This window comes from Anaerostipes sp. 494a (assembly GCF_001940315.1).
Lineage (GTDB): Bacteria > Bacillota > Clostridia > Lachnospirales > Lachnospiraceae > Anaerostipes > Anaerostipes faecalis.
On record NZ_MJIF01000001.1, the window covers coordinates 2,157,528 to 2,179,107 of the forward strand.

Below are 21,580 nucleotides of genomic sequence, written 5' to 3' on the forward strand. Positions count from 1 at the left end.
TAATTTAACATAAACTTGATGTTGTGTAAATCTGGCATGCCTATAATATAAAGAAATGTTAGGAAAAAAGGAGAAAGATAAGATGTCATTTACAGCGGAATGGGCAGATGCCCAGAATCTGTGGGAGATAAGAGGTTATGGGAAACACGATGCAGTAAATTATGTTAGGACATTTTTAGGACATGACCAGGTTTATGTTCCGATGAAAGAAGTATTGATTTTTGAAACAATTCCGGATGTGTACAGAGCGAATCCTTTTATGAAACAGGCGATGGATGCAATTCATTACAATCATATAGAGATTATTGCCTACGATGATGGAAAAAAGGGTTCTTTACATAAATATCAGGAAATTCTGAAAAATTGTGGATATTCTTATATAGAAAAAATTGCTTTGGCTTCGGAATTTGGACAGAGAAAATGTAATTTTCAATTTTTTAAGAAAATGATTGCTACATACAATCCGAAAGGAAACAAGTATGGAATGATTTCAAATCGTATGAATTTTTTCGCAAAAATTAATCATTTGGACTTTCTTCTATATAAATCACCAGATGTTTATCCATATCGTTACTATTTTGGAAAAAAGCTAAAGAAAACAGAACAAATTTTTACAAACTTTATTAATGAACAGTTATTTAACGGTAGCATAAAAGAGTCAAAAGGATATCACTTTGGATATGCCTTTGAAGGAATTTTATGCTATGGATTTTTGCGCTTTATAAAGAACTGGAAGGAAACAAATCAAATTGGGAATCTGTACTTTACAGAAACTTCCAGTACTCTTTGTCAGGCATATGCAAATCTTTATCCTGATGACGATGTGGAAATTATTTATATTGAACAGCGGACCCAGCGAAATATGGCTTTAACTGAATATTTGCAAAGAAATGTTCAGAAATATGGAATGGTCGTAGATTTTTCCATTCAGGACGATCTAAAAGAATATTTGCAGAATAAAGTTGGAAAAGATGTTAAAGTATGTAATCTTAAAGATTTTTTCGGAAAAAAAGTATCCGAAAAATATTATCAAGATATTCATCGAGCAGTAGAAATGGCAAGAGAATCCAGCTTTTATGTGGAATATTATCGACAGAATCTTCCTGTGTGGAAGGAGGAAAAAGAAGATCTGAAATCCATTCGAAATCGCCAGGAAATACAGCGTGGTATTTTTGATTTTGTCTGGCAGTTTAATACCTACATAAAAGGATATGTAGAGGATACTGCCTATGGAGCATCTTTTGCTTCGTTTATCGGGAAAGTTCTTCATTATGCTTTTGACGAAGTGGAACGTTCGAAACCACACTTAGAACCAGTGCAGGCCATTGTTCAATCCAAAGCAGCCAAAGATACTTATCATATAATCAAAAGATTTTATCAGAAAATGAAAAGGAGTGCATAGATGGTTTTATATATTGGAGCATCTCTATATCACATTTTATGTTTTTCGATACATAAATTATTAAATCATCCCACAGAGAAAGCCGTGTTGATTATCGGGGATAATATCTTTTCCAAAAGTGGAATGAAAGAATTAAAAAGGAATCTGGAGGCATCAGGGATATTTCATCAGGTAATCGTTTTAAATTTTATCGAAGGTGCTTATGACAATCCTTATAAATTAAATGAAGATTCTCCGGGAGAAAAAGTAGATAGTTATATTCAGTGGAATGAACAGTGGATTGAGAACTGGATGAGAAAAAAGAAGATTGATTTAAGTCACTTTACAGAGTTTAATTCAGCAATTGATCACAGACATATGGGAATGTATTTGTTATCTAAAAAAATTCCATATCAATATTTTGAGGATGGAAATGGATTATTATCTAGAGAATCTGTTCAGCTTGATTTTCATAAAAAAGCTCAATATGCATCTTATGCAGTGACAGTGAGATTACATGCACTGGGAAATAGTCAGTATGTGACCAAAAAATATGCCAATGCCAGTGCACAGCAGCCGGGATTTTATGACGAAAAAATGGAAGATTTTAATGTTATTCAATTATTTCCTAAACTTGCACCAGATTGGAGAGATAAGGTGTTAAAAATGTTTAATGCCAGGAAATTACAGGTGAAAGGAAATAAGCAGCCGGTACTGTATTTAACCAGATATGTAAGATATCTGCAGAATCCTACAATGGATAATCATCATTTTATATCTGCAATGATCCTGGATCTGTTTGCAAAAGAATCCCCTGTTATTATAAAACCTCATCCGAGAGATTTTTCTGGGAGATACCGGGATTTATTTCCTGATGCAGTGGTACTGGATAAACATTTTCCATCAGAATTGCTTCCATTTATATATGATGGAAAGTTTGAAAAGATTATTACTACGGGATCTACTGCCATTGACGCATTGATGGATTATACAGATGAATTAATTAAGTTAGATGTAGGATTTGAAAATAAAATAGATGCAATTTATCAGTATATTGGAGCAGTGCAACTGGTACAGAAAATTTTCCCGGGAATTTCTCCGGAAGAAATAGGGATTATAGGCTGCCTGAGAGAATTCATTGATCCGTTGTGTCAGCAGTTCTTAGGTTTCAGGATTCCAGAGCCGGTTTTAGGAAGGAATTATAAGGTGGTTCTGGCAGATGATGTAACAGAACCACTGCCATCGGCTGATTGTGTTTGTTATCTTAACACAAAACAGGATTACTATTTTGCAGATGTGATGCAAGAATCATTTGATGATATTTTTTATTTAAATATTCAGGTTATGCCGGAAGAAGATCCATGTTATGGAAAGAAAAAAGAAACAGCTGTTTATATAAAGACAGATTGTCTGGAAATAAAAGAAAAGATAGAACATTTTTATCATAAAACAGTTTTTCCGCGAACGGGTATTTCTATGACTATGGGAACAGGAGAGAAAGAAAAACAGGAATATTTGACAATGCTTTCAGAAATATTCTGGATAAAATGCAGGAGAGAAAGAGAAAATCCTGAGATTGTATTTCCGGTTATGTCCGAAATAAAAAGAAAAATTACAAAAGAAGATGTGAAATCTTTACGACAGTTGTTAGCTGTCATGAGAAGAAAGGAAAAGGAAGAAAATGAAGATAACTGCATTTGTACCAATGAAATTAAATAATGAGAGGCTTCCAGGAAAGAATACAAAACCATTTACAAATGGAAAGCCATTGTGCCACTACATATTAAACACACTTTTAAAAGTAAAAGGAATTGACGAAATTTATGTATATTGTTCAGATCCAACAATTCTTTTGTATCTGCCAAAAGGTGTAAAATTTTTAATGAGAGATCCTAAACTGGATGGAAGCCAGGTTAAGATTAATGAAGTTTTACAGGCATTTGCTAAAGATGTTCCATCAGATATTTATATACTAACTCATGCTACAGCTCCTTTTATCAAACCAGAGACAATAAAAGAAGGAATTGATGCTGTAAAGTCAGAAGAATATGATTCTGCGTTAACTGTAATTAAACAGCAGGATTTCTTTTGGATGGATGGTAAACCATGGAATTACGATACAAAAGAGATTCCAAGAACTCAGGACCTGAAACCGCTTTATCGGGAAACAACAGGGCTTTATATTTATGAAGAACATTTAATAAAAGAAGAAAACCGTCGGATTGGTGAAAAACCAAAACTTTTAGAGGCAGACTGGATGGAGGCAGTGGATATTAACAATCCGGAAGATTTTGTGATTGCGGATGCTATATTTAATCATTGTATCCGGACAGGAGGAAAAAAATATGAATAAAATATCGATTCTTGATTGTACATTAAGAGATGGTGGATATGTAAATGATTTTGATTTTTCAAAAGGAACCATTCAGACAATCATCTCCAAACTTGGAAAAGCACATATGGATATTATTGAATGTGGATTTTTAAGAGATATTATATATGATGAAAATAAATCATTATATAGTGATGTTGAACAGATTACACCGTTGATAAAAACAAAGAAAAAGCATTCCATGTATGTTGCAATGATTGTAACAGGTACTATTTCAGCTTCACAAATTGCACCTAGAACAAAAGATTCTATTGATGGAATTCGAATTACATTCCATAAAAAAGAAATAGACGAAGCATTTACACTGGGATATGCATTGATGGATAAAGGTTATGAAATTTTTATGCAGCCGGTGGGAACAACAACATATACAGATATTGAAATTCTGTCTTTGGTGGAACGAATTAATGAAATGAAGCCGTATGCATTTTATCTGGTAGATACTCTTGGAAAACTATATGCAAAACAGCTGCTGAAATTATTTTATCTGGTGGATGACAATTTAGATGAGGATATTACCATTGGATATCATTCACACAATAATCTTCAGCTTTCATTTTCAAATGCTCAGGCATTGATTCAAAGCTGTGGAAAAAGAAATCTGATTATTGACGCGTCTATACTGGGAATGGGACGTGGAGCAGGTAATCTTTGCAGTGAAATTATAGCTCAGTATATCAATGAAAATATTGAATACCGTTATCATACAGAATTACTCATTGAACTGGTAGATGAATATATTAATCCCATTTCTTATCTTCATCCGTGGGGATATAGTGCAGGATACTTTTTAGCAGCAACTAATAACTGTCATCCTAATTATATTGGTTTTCTTCTAAATAAGCAGACTTTAAATATGAAAAGAATCTATCAGGTGTTAAAGGAAATACCGGAAGAAGAAAGAGCTTTATATAATGAGAAACTGATTGATTCCCTTTATTTGAAATTTCAGGAAAATGAAGTGGATGATAAAGAAGTATTAGAAAAGATTTCAAAGATAATCAAAGGGAAACGAATTGTCGTAGCCGCTCCGGGGAAAAGTCTCATTGATGAGAAAAATAAAATTCAGGAATTTTTAAAAGAAGAAAATTCTGTGATATTTTGCGTAAACAGTATTCCTGAATATATGAATCCGGATATTCTATTTGTCAGCAATCAAAAGAGATATCATCAATTAAAAAAAGAATATAATGTTAAAAATCTGCCATTTCCGGTACTTCTTACATCTAATATAGATGGAGGAAAAGCTATGGATTTTGTAGTAAATTATTCTGACCTGGTTATGGAAGATCCTATGATTTCAGATAATGCATGCCTTATGCTGTTTAATTTATTTATCAAAATAGGTGTTGATGAAATTTTTACTGTGGGATTTGATGGATATCATACCAATGTTGAAAGAAACTATTATGATCAAAGACTGATTAATAGTTCTGATCGTGAAAAGTTAAGTACGATTAATAAACATATTCAAAAATATATGAAGAAGATTGAATCACACATGGAAGTTCATTATGTGACAGACTCTATATATGACAGGAGCAGAAGTGATGTACGATGAAATTAAAAAAATTGCAAAAAAAGTGAAAAGAAAGATTCTTGGAAAAAAATTTCAGGAAAAAAATGAAATATTATCTATAGAAAAATCAGGAAGAAGCCGTTCGACAGTTTTTGCAAGAAAACTGTTGGAATATGATGTGGTTTCTTTTGATATTTTTGATACTTTGATTCTACGTACGTTAAATCGTCCAACAGATATTTTTATGATGGTGGGACAGAAGCTGGGAGTATTAAATTATACAACCATGCGTAAAGATATGGAGCTGATGCTAAGGGATAAGCAGGAAGCTGAGAATGGAAGTCGTGAAGTGACATTTGCCCAGATTTACCAGGCTATGGAGAAATATTGTGGTGTAGATGCCGAACTTGGAATGAAAACGGAATTTGAAACAGAACTGGATTTTTGCATTGCCAATCCATATATGAAAGAAGTTTTTGACTTATTGATCAGTTATGGAAAAAAAGTGATTATAGTGTCAGATATGTATTTTCCAGAGGAAATGATGAAAAGACTGCTGGCTTCCTGTGGATATGAAGGATATGACAGATTATTTGTTTCCTGTGATTATGGCTATAGCAAACGCTCCGGGAAATTATATCAGATCGTGGAGAGGGAATACCTGAAGGGGCAAACAGTTGTTCATGTGGGAGATAATGAAACCGTGGATTTGAATATGGCAAAGGAACAGGGATGGGCAGTACAGTTTTATCCGAGCATTGCTTCCAGAGGTGCAAAGTACAGACCAGGGTTGATGTCTCCATGTATCGGAAGTGCTTATCAGGCTGTGGTAAATATTAAAATGCATTCAGGTGCTTTTGATTCCAAAGAAGAAAAAGAGCTGCCATATCAGTATGGATATACATGTGGTGGAATTTTAATTTTGGGTTATGTCACATGGATTCATGAGCAGGCAGTAAAGGAACATATGGATAAGATTTTATTTATCGCACGTGATGGATGGATTATGAAAAAGGTGTATGATCAGCTATATGATGATATTCCATCAGAGTATGTTTATCTTTCCAGAAATGCTGCATTAAAATTATCTTATGATAAAAATCGCTTTGAGTTACTGAAACAGTTTATTGATCGAAGAATTGAGGCTGAAAATCCGTTTACGGTAAAAGAAATATTACTATCCATGGAATTAGAATGTCTGATTCCATTTCTTTCAGAAATTTCTATGGATGAAAACCATATCATTGATACGAAAGAGGCAGCAGGGATAATAAAGGAATTTGTACTGGATCACTGGAATGAAGTATCAAATGTTTATGAGTCATCATTAGAAGCTTTTAGTGAATATATAAGGCCGATACTTAGTCATTGTCACCATGTGGCAGCAGTGGATACAGGATGGAGAGGAACCTGTCCTATGGCATTGAAATTCCTGATTGAAGAAAAACTCAAGGAAAACTGTAAGGTGACAGGGATGATGATGGGCTCTTGTAAATATAAGCTGAATAATACGATACCATTAATTGCGGATAAATCCATCAGAGTCTATCTCTTTTCACCAGAACACAACGATCACCTGGCAAGATTTCATTATAAGAATAATCTGATTCATAATACTTGTGTAGAATTTATTACATCAGCGCCCCATCCATCGGTTTATAGTTTTGAAAAAGGGGAAAACGGAGGATATAAGATTAAATTTGAACATCCGGAAGTAGAAAATTATAAAATTACAGAAATGATTCATCAGGGAACTATGGATTTTGTAAAAGACTATAAAAAATACTATAAATCTATGAAGATTTTCTGGAAAATTCCAGCACTGGATGCTTACTGGCCTCTTCGATTTGCCATGGAAAAAAGATTTCATACCTTCATCTGCAAGGCTTTTCAAAAGTATGTATATAACAAATATGTAGGTGGCCTGGAGGGAAAAAGAGATATGGGGACCTTTGAGGAAATGTGCCAGGAGGAGGGAGTCTAAATGATTTTATATTATGCTGTCACCAGTTATCATGTGCTTTGCTGTATGCTTCATAAGCTGACCAGACATTGGGAGGAAGATGCAGAATTATTTATTTCAGACACTCATCCGGAATGTGAACGGTTGTTAAAAGCAGTAAAGGAAGGTGGTATTTTTCAAAATGTAAATACCTTTCCGGATAAGGGAAGAATGCTTCCATACAAAAAAGAATATGGAGAAAAAAAGAATTCAGAAAAATTAGATATTCTCGTAAATCGTCTTTGTGAAGAAATTGAAAAAGATTTTCCTTTTCAGAAGGAAGATATTACGGAATACAATATTTGTGGAGATCAGTACTCCTTAGGAATATGGCTGATTAAACATAAAATACCATATCATTTTTTTGAAGAAGGATGCGGGGTTTATACCAGAAAACATCTTTTACTGGAAAATCTTCAGCGTTTGAATCCATTTCAGTATGATATGGCAAAGAAATACCAATGTATGGGAGATAATCCGAATATCAGTGAAAAGTATCTGGAATTTTCATCCCAGACAGGAGATTATGATAAAACCAATTGTGTAGATTTTTCCGTTAAGAATATATTAAAGGGATTGGAACATAAAAAGCTTCAAATGGTTCTTAAAACCTTTAAGGTTCCACAAAATGAAATGACAAAGGAAACATCAGTTCTTTTATTGACACAGCAATTTGTAAATATGGGATTTCTGACAGTGACTCAGGAAAAGGAATTGTATGATTCTATGCTGGACTACTTTGCTTTAGAGGGGAAATTATATATAAAACCGCACCCAAGTGACTGGCAGGGGCTGTATGAAAAATGGTATCCGGAAGCAACGGTCTTTCCAAGATTTATGCCTTCAGAATTATTGCCATATAGTGTGAAAGAAAAGTTTTCATCAGGAATTACTGTATCTTCCACATCAATTTTCGGATTAGAACCATTTTTAGAACAAATTATTTGTCTGGATTCTTCCTTGGAAGATCATTATGATAATATTCATTGGTATTACGCTGCAGGGCAGATGTTAAAACAGGAAGTCTGTAATCATGCGCAAATTGTCTATGAAGGGGAATGTTCTGAACTGTTTCATGCAATGACAGGGGAGAATTCTGTAGAAAAAGAGAGAAAAATCGTAGTAACAAATAAGAAGAAATCTTATCCAGAGGCAGATGTGGTGATTTATCTGAATGAAGATGAGAAAAATCAGATTCCAGACTGGATGTTTGAAGGTAAGGGAGAACTCTGGCCTGTAGCAGTTCAAATCAGGGATTTGGAAACCGGATGGATTGCCCGGCACTATTTATATATTTATGGCAGAGATCAGTTACTAATGAAAATGTTGAAAAGGGCAGAGGTGAGAAAACAATTGAAATATTCAGAAAAAGAAATTTTTGTAGACATAGAAGAATATAAATCAAAATGCATTGCCTTACAGGGAATGCTGGAAGCAACCAATCAACGAGTGGAAGCCTTATTAAAGGAAAATAAAAAATTAAAAGAGAATCTGAAAAAGTAATGAAAGGGAGCATGAAGCTCCCTTTAAATTACTGAATCAAACTGTTTGAGATATTCCTTTATAAGGACAGGTCGTTTTAAGATAATAACTTGCTGTTCTACTCCTAACCGGGATATAATTTCAAATTCTCTTGATTGAATGGTATTTTCATCATCGATAAGATATAAAATCATATTTTTATTTTCTTGTAATTGCTGCAGGCAATCATGAAGTTTTTCTTTTGAGGAATCCTGCAGACGATATAAAATATTTTGTTTATGTTTATCAGGTTTTGGAAGTAATTTTACATGTGGATATTTGCCGGAAGACAATTCTAATACAAGATATGGTTTTCCCTGATATATGGTTTCCTGCATTGTTTTTTTTAAGTATTCATATCGGGCGGAAATTCTAGGAAAATATCTGGCATGTTCATAAATTTTAGGATCTGCTTCCTTGTTTATCTGTAGAAGCTGTTTACCAGTACAATAGATTTTATCAAAATTCTGATAGATTTCACATCGCTGACTAAAATAATATCTTCTTGTTTCAGATAACATATAAAAAGCCTGTTCATCTCTGTGAGATTCATATCTGATATATGACTTTTTCTCTGCCGGAATCTGGCTGAAATAAAGATAATCGGAATTTGTTAATTGTCCATAGTAAAATGCCTGGTCAAAAATTTTATTTCCCCAAAGACGTTTTAAATTTCTTTGATACATTTTCATGTAAGGATGTTTTGTATTTACCGTATCAACAACATGATCTGCATTTAACAGATAGCGGGTCAGGTATTCGTGCTGAAGGTATTCTTCCGGAGTACATGGAACACGTTCCTTGAAATTAAAAAAATCAATAGATGGAGAAATGGAGTTTTTTACGATGGAATCTACCTGGGACATGGACGGAGTGATTAAGGTTAGATCATAATCTTTAGAATTTAAACTATCCAGATAGTTTAATAAATCCATGGCATTTTCCACTGTTGTATTACTGAAATTGCAATAAAATACCCATGATTTCTTATTGGAAGTTATTACTTTGCACTCATTGTTATAAATTTTGTCTGCCTGCAGGTAATGGCGATATAAATAAGAATCATCATTCTTCGTTCCCAAATAGTAGAAAAATTGTTCCGGACGTTTATAAAAATTCTGTGTAAAATAACTGTCACTAACCAGATATTTAGCAATTGCCAGCCAGTAATAATATTCTTCGGTTCCACGAATGACCAGATGAACCCGGTCTCTCCATTTAGAATTCTCCAACTGTTGCTGTATGTTCGGGAGCAGTTGTTTTTTTATTCCGATGATTTGTATTTTATTTGTGTTTTTCAGGTTTTCTATAAAAACATTTTGAATTTGACCTTTCAGCAATTCCCCCTGCATGGAATCATAAAAAATATAAGAATCTTTTACTGGTTCCTGCAAACAGGAACCATACCAGAAGGTTTTTTTCATTTTTCTTTTTATTTGATTTATCTGGGGCTGTTTTTCTTTCCTGAAATTTTCATAGGAAATTGCTCGTTTTTTTATTGTTTCCATTTTGATTCCTTTACTATTTTAATAATGCTTCAAATTCCAGATATGCAGATTGATTATATTCTTCGGGTGAAAAATTGTAATTGCAGACAGTACCCTGACACATTTTTTTCATACCTTGAAAAATACTATCTGGGTCCTTTTGTACAATTAGCTGCCCGTTGGGAATGCAGATATCTTTTCTTGTTGTAAAATCTGATATAATAACCGGAATTTTAAGTACCCGGACTTCAAGCACAGACATAGGCTGTCCTTCATAATTGGATGTCAGTATAAAGCAATCTGCTTTTTGGATGAGAGCAAAAGGATTTCTGATATTTCCAGTTAAAAAAACCTGATTTTCTAAATGTAATTTTCGAATTTCATTTTGAAGATTTTCTTTTAGCGGTCCATCTCCCAGAATAAATAGGATTGTCTTCGGATACTCTTTCTGCAGCCGATGGAAAGCTAAAATCAAATTATGATGATTTTTTTCCGGAGATAATCTACCCATTGTAATAAAAACTTTATGATCTTTTTCCGGCAAAGGAAGTAGCTGCATTTCTATTTGATTGTCGTTTTCATTCTGCTGTTCTTGTAAAATGTAATAGTCTTTTTGTCCAATTTCTAAAAAAGGATTTTTTTCTATGGCATTGTAAATTCTATTTATTGAAAATGTGTTACGGGCATAAGTGAATTTCTTTCTGGTCCAGATATTTGATAAAGTTTTTTTGTTTAATTCCATAACTGATTGACTGCAGGATACAATCTTATCGTAGAAGGGATAGGTGGAAAATACAACGTTTAAAATCTGTTCCAGGGATTGGTTTCCATGAACTGCACGTTTTCTTTCACTTCCCAGATCATTATGCTGCCAGATCATTTTCCGCTTTGCACCAGATGCCAGAAACAGCATTCCATAATGAGGACTGTATCCGGTAAATTCAATAACACAATCAAATTTTGTCCATCCGAACATTCTTTGAAATTCCCGCCTGAAAAGAGATTTCGGGTAATTTTTTACTGCGTCAAAGGAGGATAGACCTTTTTCAATGATAGTATCATAGATACTCATTTCTTCTTTTGTTCCATTGATTTTTCCAATCTGAGTGAGGACACGAGCTCTGGAATCTACAGACTCAATCATATCACCATTGGTGTTTTTTGCATTCAGCACTGCAAGAACAGACACATCATATTTTTCATAATTCATTTGTTCAAGCAAACTTAATAAGGATTGGGTTACTCCGTTGCCACGCAGATCACTTCCATAAATCAGAATTTTCTTTTTTTTGTTTTTCAAAGAAATGAGAGAATTTCTATGTCTGCCATCTAAAACAATTTCCCAGACTTTTTCTCCAGAATGTTTGTTCTGCCATGGGTTTGTCCATTGTTTTTGTTTTTGATAAACAGTTTGATATACGGGATGTTTCCACTGTTCTTCTAAAATGCATTGAGTAAGTTTGTCTGCAGATTTGAATGTGGGACCTGGCATTTCCACGGCTGAGTGATATGATTCCATATCTTTTTTATACTGGTCTCCATCTGGAATATAGAAAAGAACTGGTTTTTCTGTTTCCAAAAAGTCATAATAAATGCTTGAATAATCTGAAATTAAGATATCAGTTATAGCGAGCATCTCATTGGTGTCGATTTCGGCAGGAATTATTTTCTTTGAGCCTAATTTGTTTTTCTTTAAATATTCATACAAAATCTGATGGGGCTTCATTAAAACCTGATATTGTTCTGTATTCAGTTGTTGTTCTAAGATTTCCAAAAGTTTTAAATATTCTTCTATATGATGAATATCAGGACATTGGTTTTCTCTTTCCCGACAGGTTGGGACATATAAAATTAAATTTTTATGTTCCTCCAGTTTTATTCCATAATTATGGAGTTTTTGAATCATTGTCTCTTTCTTTGTACTGAATAATAAATCAGTTCGTGGCTGATTTACCGGAATTAATTTGCCGGGATATATACCTTCTAATTTAAATGTCTTTCTGAAAATGGATGTCATAAAATCGTTAGGAGTAATAATATAATCTGCTGCAAGAAAGTTTCGAATGGTGTTTCTGGTATCAACGTTTCCGTTTTCCATGTCAAAACCAATCTTTCTCCATGGGATTCCATGCCAGCAATTTATATAGATTTGTTTTTTTCTTGGTGTGAAATAGGGTGGGAATGATACATTGTTGATTAGATAGCCGGCAGTTGCAAGGTGTTTTACATAGTCTTCACTTTGATATCTTACAAAATGCACGTTGTTCATAGATTGATATTCTCTTGTGAAGGAGTCATTAGCTTCGAAATCCTCTATTACCCAGAAATGCTGATATTTCCTGAAATCCTGTCGTTTTATAAATGCTTTAAATAATCCATATGGATTACAAACAAGACCACGACCTCCATAAGCTTCATATAGTACATGATTTTTTTGAAGCTTGTGATCTTTATAATATTCTATATATTTTAATTTAATTTCTTCTGTGATTATATTAGACATATGTTTCTGTCTCCATATATTGATTGGTCCATTCATATGTATATGTTACGTGAAAAAAGTAAAAAAAACAAAGAAAATATTTGTTAATGTTATGTAAGAAAAATGAAAAATGAGATTTTTATGTATTGCTAATTATGTAAATAGTATAAAACAATATTATTTTTCCCTTTACATATGGAATTGAATAGGGATATAATAGTAAAAGTACGGGGCGTGGCTCAGCTTGGTAGAGCGCGTGGTTCGGGACTACGAGGTCGCAGGTTCAAATCCTGTCGCCCCGATTATGAAACATCGGCAGGAGCTGTCGGTGTTTTTATTTTACTAGGGAAGCAGTTAAAACTGTTGTATATGGATACTGTTGATAGCAAAGGAAAACAATATGAATAAGATTAATTATCAGAAAGAACTGGATAAGGTTTTAAATAATTTGGCAGATGAACGACCAGGCCTCCTGTTACACAGCTGTTGTGCTCCATGCAGCAGTTATGTACTGGAGTATCTGGAAAAATATTTTCAGATTACAGTGTTTTATTATAATCCTAATATTAACTCCAGAGAAGAATACGAAAAGAGAGTGGCAGAACAGCAGCGGCTGATTAAGGAAATGAGATTTAAAGATATTTCAGTAATAGATGGAGGATATGATCCGGAAGTATTTTATCAGACTGTAAAAGGATATGAAAAAGAACCAGAAGGAGGTGCCAGATGCTATCTGTGTTATCGCCTGAGACTTGAAGAAACAGCAAGGCTGGCGGCACAGAAGAAATTTGATTACTTTACTACAACACTTACTATCAGCCCGTTAAAAAATGCTCAGTGGTTGAATGAACTGGGACAGAAAGCAGAAGAAAAATATGGTATTAGATTTCTGCCATCGGATTTTAAAAAGAAAGGCGGATATCAAAGATCGATTACATTATCTAAAGAATATTCTCTTTATCGACAGAATTTCTGTGGATGTGTTTTTTCTAAAAATGTAAATGAAATGCATGATCTATAATATTGAATATAACAGCAATATTATGGGAAAAGTAGTAAATAGTATCTGGAAATAATTTGATAAAAAAAAGGTCTTGCATAATTTGTTGAATTATGATAAAATTTTTACAATTTATGAGGAAATATTTCTAAAATAATAGAAGAGAAGGTATTGGAATGCACATGTCCAGTACCTGGGTTCGTGATTTTTATTTTAGGAATATTTCTTTTTTTTATTTTATATGACAAAATCTTTTGGATTTCATATATAATAAAAGTACTCCATGCAGGATGCGTAAAATATTCAAGCAGGGGCTTAAAGGTCAAATAGAAAAAACAGGAGGAAATTTTCATGAACGCATTTTTAATTTTAGAAGACGGACATGTATTCAAAGGGAAAAGCTTTGGGGCACAATGTGAAGTCATATGTGAGGTCGTTTTTAATACTTCTATGACAGGGTATTTGGAAGTATTGACAGATCCGTCTTATCAGGGACAGGGGGTTGTAATGACTTACCCTTTGATTGGTAATTATGGTGTTTGTCTGGAAGATGTAGAATCAGAGCATCCTTGGCATTCTGCCTTTATCGTTAGAGAAATTTCAAGAACTTCCAGTAATTTCCGAAGAGAAGAAGATCTGGAAGATTACCTTATTAAAAATGGTATTCCGGGAATATGTGGTGTAGATACCAGAGCCATTACAAAGATTTTAAGAGAACATGGCTGTATGGGTGGTATGATTACTACCAATCCTGATTATAATCTGGATGAAATACTTCCAAAACTGAAAGCATATAGAGTAACAGATGCTGTAAAAACCGTAACAAGACAGGAAAAAGAACATTTTCCAGGAGAAGGACATAAGGTTGCATTACTGGATCTTGGAACAAAAACCAACATCATCAATTCCTTAACAAAAAGAGGATGTGATGTAACTGTTTATCCTGCTTTTACTACAGCAGAAGAAATCCTGGCAGATCATCCTGACGGAATCATGCTTTCAAACGGACCAGGGGATCCAAAGGAATGTGTAACAGTAATCGAAGAATTGAAAAAATTATATGAAAGTGATGTTCCTATTTTTGCAATTTGTCTGGGACATCAGCTGATGGCACTTGCAACAGGTGCAGATACAACAAAAATGCGTTGGGGACATCGTGGAGGAAATCATCCGGTAAAAGACCTGTCAACCGGAAGAGTTTATATTTCTTCACAGAATCATGGATATGTAATTGAAGAAGATACTATTGCAGAGGATGTAGCAGAAATTTCCTTTGTTAATGTAAATGATAAATCCGTAGAGGGATTAAGATATAAAAATAAAAATATCCGTACGGTACAGTTTCATCCTGAAGCTTGTCCAGGCCCTCAGGATACAGCATATTTATTTGATGAATTTATGGATATGATGAAAGGAGCTCAAAATGCCTAAAAGAGAAGATATAAAAAAAGTACTTGTCATTGGATCAGGTCCAATTGTCATCGGGCAGGCGGCAGAATTTGATTATGCAGGAACACAGGCATGCCGTGCCCTTCAGGAAGAGGGAATTGAAGTTGTTCTTGTAAACTCCAATCCTGCCACAATTATGACAGATAAAGATATCGCAGATAAAGTTTATATTGAACCATTAACAGCTCCTGTTATTGAAAAAATTATTGAGAAAGAAAAACCAGACAGTATTCTTCCAACTCTTGGTGGTCAGGCAGCATTGAATCTTGCCATGGAACTGGTGGAAAGTGGATATCTGGAAAAAAGTGGTGTAAAACTGATCGGTACATCTCCAATGACCATTAAAAAAGCGGAAGACCGTCAGGAATTCCAGAATACAATGGAAAAAATAGGGGAACCAATTGCAGCAGGTAAAGTTGTTACAACCATTGAGGATGGTGTGGAATTTGCAAAAGAAATCGGGTATCCGGCAGTACTTCGTCCGGCATATACTCTTGGAGGAAGTGGTGGAGGAATCGCCCACAATCAGGAAGAACTGGAAACAATTCTGGAAAACGGACTTCGATTAAGCCGTGTTGGAGAAGTTCTGGTAGAGCGTTACATTGGTGGATGGAAAGAAATCGAATATGAAGTAATGCGTGATGAAAATGGAACATGTATTACAATCTGTAATATGGAAAATATCGACCCTGTAGGAGTTCATACAGGAGATAGTATCGTTGTTGCACCTTCACAGACTTTAGGAGATAAAGAATATCAGATGCTGCGTACATCAGCATTAAATATTATAACTGAGCTGGATGTACATGGTGGATGTAACGTTCAGTATGCATTAAATCCTGACAGTTTTGAATATTGTGTTATTGAGGTAAATCCTCGTGTCAGCCGTTCTTCAGCACTGGCATCAAAAGCAACAGGATATCCAATCGCAAAAGTTACAGCAAAGATTGCCATTGGATATACACTGGATGAAATAGAAAATGCAGTTACAAAGAAAACATTTGCAAGTTTTGAACCAATGCTTGACTACTGTGTTGTTAAAATGCCAAGATTGCCATTTGACAAATTTATTCATGCAAAACGTACGTTAACAACCCAGATGAAAGCTACCGGAGAAGTAATGAGTATCGGTACCAGCTTTGAAGGGGCTTTAATGAAAGCAATCCGTTCTCTGGAACAGCATGTGGACAGTCTGATTTTTGGAAATTATGACCAGCTGACAGATGATGAATTGATGAAAGAGCTGGAAAAAATTGATGATCTGAGAATTTATGTTATTGCAGAAGCTATCCGCCGTGGTGTGGATTATGATACTATTTTCAATATTACCAAAATCGATCGCTGGTTCCTTGATAAGATTGCAATTCTGGTTGAAATGGAAAAGAAACTGTCTGAAGCAGAAAATCTTGATTATGATCTTCTGATGGAGGCTAAGCGTCTGGAATTCCCGGATAAAGTTATTGGACAGTTAACTGGAAAAACAGAAAAAGATATCAAAAATCTGAGAAACGAACTTGGAATCCATGCTGCTTACAAGATGGTAGATACCTGTGCAGCAGAGTTTGATGCAGCGACTCCATATTATTATTCATGCTTTGGAAGTGAAAATGAAGTGGAGGAAACATCTGGTAAGAAAAAAGTTATGGTACTGGGTTCAGGTCCGATTAGAATCGGACAGGGAATCGAGTTTGATTACTGTTCTGTACACAGTGTCTGGGCATTAAGCAAAGAAGGATACGAAACAATTATTGTAAACAATAATCCGGAAACTGTTTCAACAGACTTTGATGTGGCAGATAAATTGTATTTTGAACCATTAACAGCAGAGGATGTGGAAAGTATTGTTGATTTGGAAAAACCAGATGGTGCAGTTGTACAGTTTGGAGGACAGACAGCAATTAAACTGACAGAAGCATTGATGAAGATGGGAGTTCCAATTCTTGGAACCAGTGCAGAAAATGTAGATGCAGCAGAAGACAGAGAGCTGTTTGATGAGATTCTGGAAGAATGCTGTATTCCAAGACCGAAAGGAACAACAGTATTTACATGTGAAGAAGCAATTGAAGTAGCGCATAAACTGGGATATCCGGTATTAGTCCGTCCATCTTATGTACTTGGAGGACAGGGAATGCAGATTGCAGTTTCTGACGAAGATATTGAGGCATTTATGGAGATTATCAATCGATATGAACAGGAACATCCGATTCTGATCGATAAATATCTGGTTGGTAAAGAAGTGGAAGTTGATGCTGTATGTGATGGGACAGATATTCTGATTCCTGGAATCATGGAACATGTGGAGCGTGCAGGAATTCATTCCGGAGATAGTATTTCTGTATATCCATCTTTAAGTTTAAGTGATAAGATTAAACGTGTCATTGCAGAATATACAAGGAAGCTGGCAAAATCTCTACATGTTATCGGACTGATTAATATTCAGTTTATTGTAGCTGATGGAGAAGTTTATGTCATTGAGGTAAATCCTCGTTCCAGCCGTACAGTGCCATATATCAGTAAAGTAACAGGTATTCCAATCGTCGCTTTGGCTGCCAAGGTAATTACAGGTGCTAAAATCAAAGATCTGGGATATGAACCTGGACTTCAGCCGGAATCTGAATATTATGCAGTTAAAAAACCGGTATTCTCATTTGAAAAATTAAGAGGGGCAGAAGTCAGTCTTGGACCGGAAATGAAATCTACAGGTGAGTGCCTTGGAATTTCAAAGAATTATCATGAAGCATTATATAAAGCATTCCTGGGAGCAGGAGTAAATCTTCCAAAATATAAGAAAATGATTCTTACAGTAAAAGATTCTGACAAGATTGACGCAGTAGACATTGGAAGAAGATTTATATCATTAGGTTATGAAATTTACTCTACAAAAAGCACATGCAGAGTGTTAAATGAAGCAGGGGTAGCTGCAAAACCAATAAATAAGTTGGAAGAACCATCTCCGAACTTGCTAGACTTGATTTTAGATGATAAAATTGACTTAGTCATCGATACACCTTCTCAGGGTGTCGGTCGAAGCAAGGATGGATTCCTGATTCGCCGTTATGCGATTGAGACAGGAGTTACCTGTCTGACCAGTCTGGATACGGCAGATGCTCTACTGACTAGTTTGGAGACAGGCAATCGAGATCAATTGACTGTTGTTGACATAGCGAATATTTAATGAGATGAAAGAGGAGTGATGTTATGGGTCGATATACTAAACAGGATATCATTGACTTGGTTAGAGAGAATGATGTTCAGTTTATCAGATTGCAATTTTCTGATTTGTTTGGAACAATGAAAAATGTTGCAATTACTGCACGCCAGCTGGAAAAGGCTTTGGATAATAAATGTACATTTGATGGTTCTTCGGTTGATGGTTTTGTAAGAATCGAGGAATCTGATATGTATCTTTATCCGGATCTGGATAGCTTTGTAATTTTTCCTTGGAATGCAGGAGGAAATCGCGTTGCCCGATTAATCTGTGATGTTTATGGACCAAATGGTCTGCCTTTTGCAGGAGATCCCAGACATATTTTAAAGAAGGTCATCAGAGAATGTAAAAGTATGGGATATAAGTTTAATGTAGGACCGGAATGTGAGTTTTTCTTATTCCATACGGATGAAGAAGGTCGTCCAACAACGCTGACCCATGAAAAAGCCGGATATTTTGACGTGGCCCCATTGGATTTAGGTGAAAGTGCACGAAGAGATATGATTTTAAATCTCGAAGATATGGGATTTGAAATCGAGGCATCTCATCATGAGGTTGCACCAGCACAGCATGAAATTGATTTTAAATATGATAATGCGTTAAGAACGGCAGATAACATTCTTACATTTAAATTTGTTGTAAAATATATTGCAAAGAGACATGGACTGTATGCAAGCTTTATGCCAAAACCGATTACCGGAGTAGATGGTTCAGGAATGCATCTTAATATGTCTTTGTGGAAAGATGGCAAGAATATTTTCTCAGATTCAAAGAATACCATTGGAATCAGTGATGAGGCATTTCATTTTATTGCGGGGGTAATGGCTCATGCAAGAGAAATGTCACTGATTACCAATCCATTGGTTAATTCTTATAAACGAATCGTACCGGGATATGAAGCACCAGTTGATGTTTCATGGTCACCATCCAACAGAAGTCCGTTGATTCGTGTTCCTGCTGCCAGAGGAATCGGTACCAGAATTGAATTCAGAAGCCCTGATTCTGCAGCAAATCCATATCTTGCACTGGCAGTCAGCCTGGCGGCCGGTCTTGATGGAATTCGAAGAAAACTGACTCCTGGAAAAGGATCTTCAGGAAATCAGTATGAAATGAATGAAGGTGATAAGGAAAAAGCAGGAATTATGGTGTTGCCAAGAGATATGAAAGAATCGCTGGAAATCTTTAAACAAAGCGATTATATGAAGGAGGTCCTTGGAGAACATATTTTTAATAAATATATAGAGGCAAAAACAGCAGAATGGGAATCTTACCAGAAAGTTGTATCACAATGGGAAATAGATGAGTATTTATATAAGATTTAGTTCCTTAAAGTGTTGGATGCAAGGAGGTGAGAGGCTTGGTTAACGTCATCGTTCTGTTTCCAAAACAGGAATTTGCCAGAAATATAAGAAATTTGCTGGTACGTAGCGGCTTTGAAGTTATTGGTGTTTGCGTTACAGGTTCGCAGGTCATTCAGCGTATGGAAGGATTGGATGACGGTTTGGTTGTATGTGGATATAAGTATACAGATATGATGTACAGTGAACTAAGAGAATATCTGCCAAAAGATATACATATGCTGCTACTTGCCTCTCAGGCATATCTAGAAGATTGTGTGTCGGATAATGTTTCATGTCTTCCAATGCCGTTAAAGGCACATGATCTTGTAAATGAAGTGAGAAATATCGTAAGTGATATTTCAAATATACAGAAGAAAAAAAAGCGCAGACCAAAGCAACGGACAAGAGAAGAACTGGAATTATTAGATGAAGTAAAAGAACTGCTGATGGAAAATAACCGAATTACAGAAGAGGAAGCCCACTGTTATATTCAACAGAGAAGTATGAACAGTGGTGTGGGATTAATTGAAATGGCAAAAATGATTAAAGAATCATTTACGTATCAAAATTAGGAGGAGACTATGTTTAAGATTAATGACAACTATTTGAAACTGCCTGGAAGCTATTTATTTTCAACAATTGCAAAAAAGGTAAATGCATATTCAGAAGCTAATCCGGATAAAGATATTATCCGCCTTGGAATTGGAGATGTTACACAGCCTTTAGCACCATCTATCATTGATGCACTTCACGGTGCGGTGGATGAGATGGCACATGCTGAAACATTTCATGGATATGCTCCAGACCTGGGATATGAATTCCTTCGCAATGCTATTGCTAAAAATGATTATGCTGATCGAGGAGCAGATATTGCTGCAGACGAAATTTTTGTAAGTGATGGAGCAAAATGTGATTCAGGAAATATCCAGGAAATTTTTGCACAGGATAATAAAATTGCTGTATGTGATCCGGTTTACCCAGTGTATGTAGATACAAATGTTATGGCTGGAAGAACCGGTACATATGATCCTAAGGCTGAAACCTGGAGTGATGTGATCTACATGCCATGTACAGCAGACAATAACTTTGCTCCAGATTTTCCAGATGAAGTACCGGACATTATTTATCTGTGCTTCCCAAATAATCCGACTGGAGCAACTATTACAAAAGATCAGCTTCAGGGATGGGTTGATTATGCAAATAAAAACGGAGCTGTTATTATTTATGATGCAGCATATGAAGCATATATTTCTGAAGATAATGTTGCTCATACAATTTATGAATGTGAAGGTGCTAGAACCTGCGCTATCGAATTAAAGAGTTTTTCTAAAAATGCAGGATTTACAGGGGTTCGTCTTGGATATACTGTAATTCCAAAAGATCTGAAATGTGGTGATGTCCAGTTGCATGCATTATGGGCAAGAAGACATGGAACCAAATATAACGGAGCTCCATATATTGTACAGAAAGCAGGAGAAGCTGTATATTCTGAGGCTGGAAAAGCTCAGTTGAAAGAACAGGTTGGATATTATATGAACAATGCAAAAGTAATCTATGAAGGATTAAAAAATGCAGGGTACACAGTATCAGGAGGGGTGAATGCTCCATATATCTGGCTGAAGACACCAGATCAGATGAGTTCATGGGAGTTCTTTGATTATCTTCTTGCAAATGCAAATGTAGTAGGAACACCTGGATCAGGATTTGGACCAAGTGGAGAAGGATATTTTAGACTAACAGCTTTCGGAAGCTACGAAAATACAGTAGCTGCTATGGAACGTATCAAGAATCTGTAGATA

At 35.2% G+C, this 21,580-nt stretch carries 14 protein-coding genes and 1 tRNA gene; 13 read left to right on the forward strand and 2 right to left on the reverse strand.

The features are described from left to right. The first annotated feature begins 82 nt into the window (after positions 1 to 82). From BHF70_RS10915 to BHF70_RS10940, 6 genes are read left to right on the forward strand one after another with little or no spacing between them, the layout of a single operon-like run. Positions 83 to 1,402, forward strand: a complete 1,320-nt coding sequence (locus BHF70_RS10915; protein ID WP_075760241.1) for a hypothetical protein — start codon at positions 83 to 85, stop codon at positions 1,400 to 1,402. After that, complete coding sequence (locus BHF70_RS10920; protein WP_075760242.1) at positions 1,403 to 3,100, forward strand: glycosyltransferase family 52; 1,698 nt, start codon at positions 1,403 to 1,405, stop codon at positions 3,098 to 3,100. Further along, positions 3,063 to 3,734, forward strand: a complete 672-nt coding sequence (locus tag BHF70_RS10925) for an acylneuraminate cytidylyltransferase family protein (protein WP_075760243.1) — start codon at positions 3,063 to 3,065, stop codon at positions 3,732 to 3,734. The genes BHF70_RS10920 and BHF70_RS10925 overlap by 38 nt, the downstream gene beginning before the upstream one ends. Then, the gene (locus BHF70_RS10930; protein WP_075760244.1) at positions 3,727 to 5,334 is read left to right on the forward strand and encodes an aldolase catalytic domain-containing protein; all 1,608 of its coding nucleotides are present in this window, start codon (positions 3,727 to 3,729) and stop codon (positions 5,332 to 5,334) included. Before BHF70_RS10925 ends, BHF70_RS10930 begins: the two co-directional genes overlap by 8 nt. Further along, the gene (locus tag BHF70_RS10935) at positions 5,324 to 7,276 is read left to right on the forward strand and encodes an HAD family hydrolase (protein WP_075760245.1); all 1,953 of its coding nucleotides are present in this window, start codon (positions 5,324 to 5,326) and stop codon (positions 7,274 to 7,276) included. The genes BHF70_RS10930 and BHF70_RS10935 overlap by 11 nt, the downstream gene beginning before the upstream one ends. Then, the gene (locus tag BHF70_RS10940) at positions 7,277 to 8,797 is read left to right on the forward strand and encodes a glycosyltransferase family 52 (protein WP_075760246.1); all 1,521 of its coding nucleotides are present in this window, start codon (positions 7,277 to 7,279) and stop codon (positions 8,795 to 8,797) included. 23 nt (positions 8,798 to 8,820) lie between these two features. On the opposite strand, the gene BHF70_RS10945 is transcribed toward BHF70_RS10940, so the two are convergent. Beyond that, on the reverse strand, positions 8,821 to 10,323 hold the full coding sequence (locus BHF70_RS10945) for a hypothetical protein (protein ID WP_075760247.1): 1,503 nt from the start codon (positions 10,321 to 10,323) through the stop codon (positions 8,821 to 8,823). 13 nt (positions 10,324 to 10,336) lie between these two features. Further along, positions 10,337 to 12,805, reverse strand: coding sequence for a glycosyltransferase (locus tag BHF70_RS10950; RefSeq protein WP_075760248.1), 2,469 nt, complete (start codon positions 12,803 to 12,805; stop codon positions 10,337 to 10,339). Between the two features lie 207 nt (positions 12,806 to 13,012). Here BHF70_RS10950 and BHF70_RS10955 point away from each other — a divergent pair. The 7 genes from BHF70_RS10955 to BHF70_RS10985 all read left to right on the forward strand — a co-directional run bounded on the left by BHF70_RS10955 (position 13,013) and on the right by BHF70_RS10985 (position 21,577). Beyond that, positions 13,013 to 13,086, forward strand: a tRNA-Pro gene (locus BHF70_RS10955). A 98-nt stretch (positions 13,087 to 13,184) separates the two neighbouring features. Beyond that, the gene (locus BHF70_RS10960) at positions 13,185 to 13,805 is read left to right on the forward strand and encodes an epoxyqueuosine reductase QueH (protein ID WP_075760249.1); all 621 of its coding nucleotides are present in this window, start codon (positions 13,185 to 13,187) and stop codon (positions 13,803 to 13,805) included. A 330-nt stretch (positions 13,806 to 14,135) separates the two neighbouring features. Then, complete coding sequence (locus tag BHF70_RS10965) at positions 14,136 to 15,215, forward strand: carbamoyl phosphate synthase small subunit (RefSeq protein WP_075760250.1); 1,080 nt, start codon at positions 14,136 to 14,138, stop codon at positions 15,213 to 15,215. Further along, positions 15,208 to 18,408, forward strand: a complete 3,201-nt coding sequence (carB, locus tag BHF70_RS10970; RefSeq protein WP_075760251.1) for a carbamoyl-phosphate synthase large subunit — start codon at positions 15,208 to 15,210, stop codon at positions 18,406 to 18,408. Before BHF70_RS10965 ends, carB begins: the two co-directional genes overlap by 8 nt. Before the next feature lie 23 nt (positions 18,409 to 18,431). Next, positions 18,432 to 19,763, forward strand: a complete 1,332-nt coding sequence (glnA, locus tag BHF70_RS10975; RefSeq protein WP_075760252.1) for a type I glutamate--ammonia ligase — start codon at positions 18,432 to 18,434, stop codon at positions 19,761 to 19,763. A gap of 26 nt (positions 19,764 to 19,789) precedes the next feature. Next, entirely contained in the window at positions 19,790 to 20,353 is a 564-nt protein-coding gene (locus BHF70_RS10980; RefSeq protein ID WP_334292853.1) for an ANTAR domain-containing response regulator, read from the forward strand. Positions 20,354 to 20,362: 9 nt separating this feature from the next. After that, complete coding sequence (locus BHF70_RS10985; RefSeq protein WP_075760254.1) at positions 20,363 to 21,577, forward strand: LL-diaminopimelate aminotransferase; 1,215 nt, start codon at positions 20,363 to 20,365, stop codon at positions 21,575 to 21,577. Positions 21,578 to 21,580 lie beyond the last annotated feature (3 nt).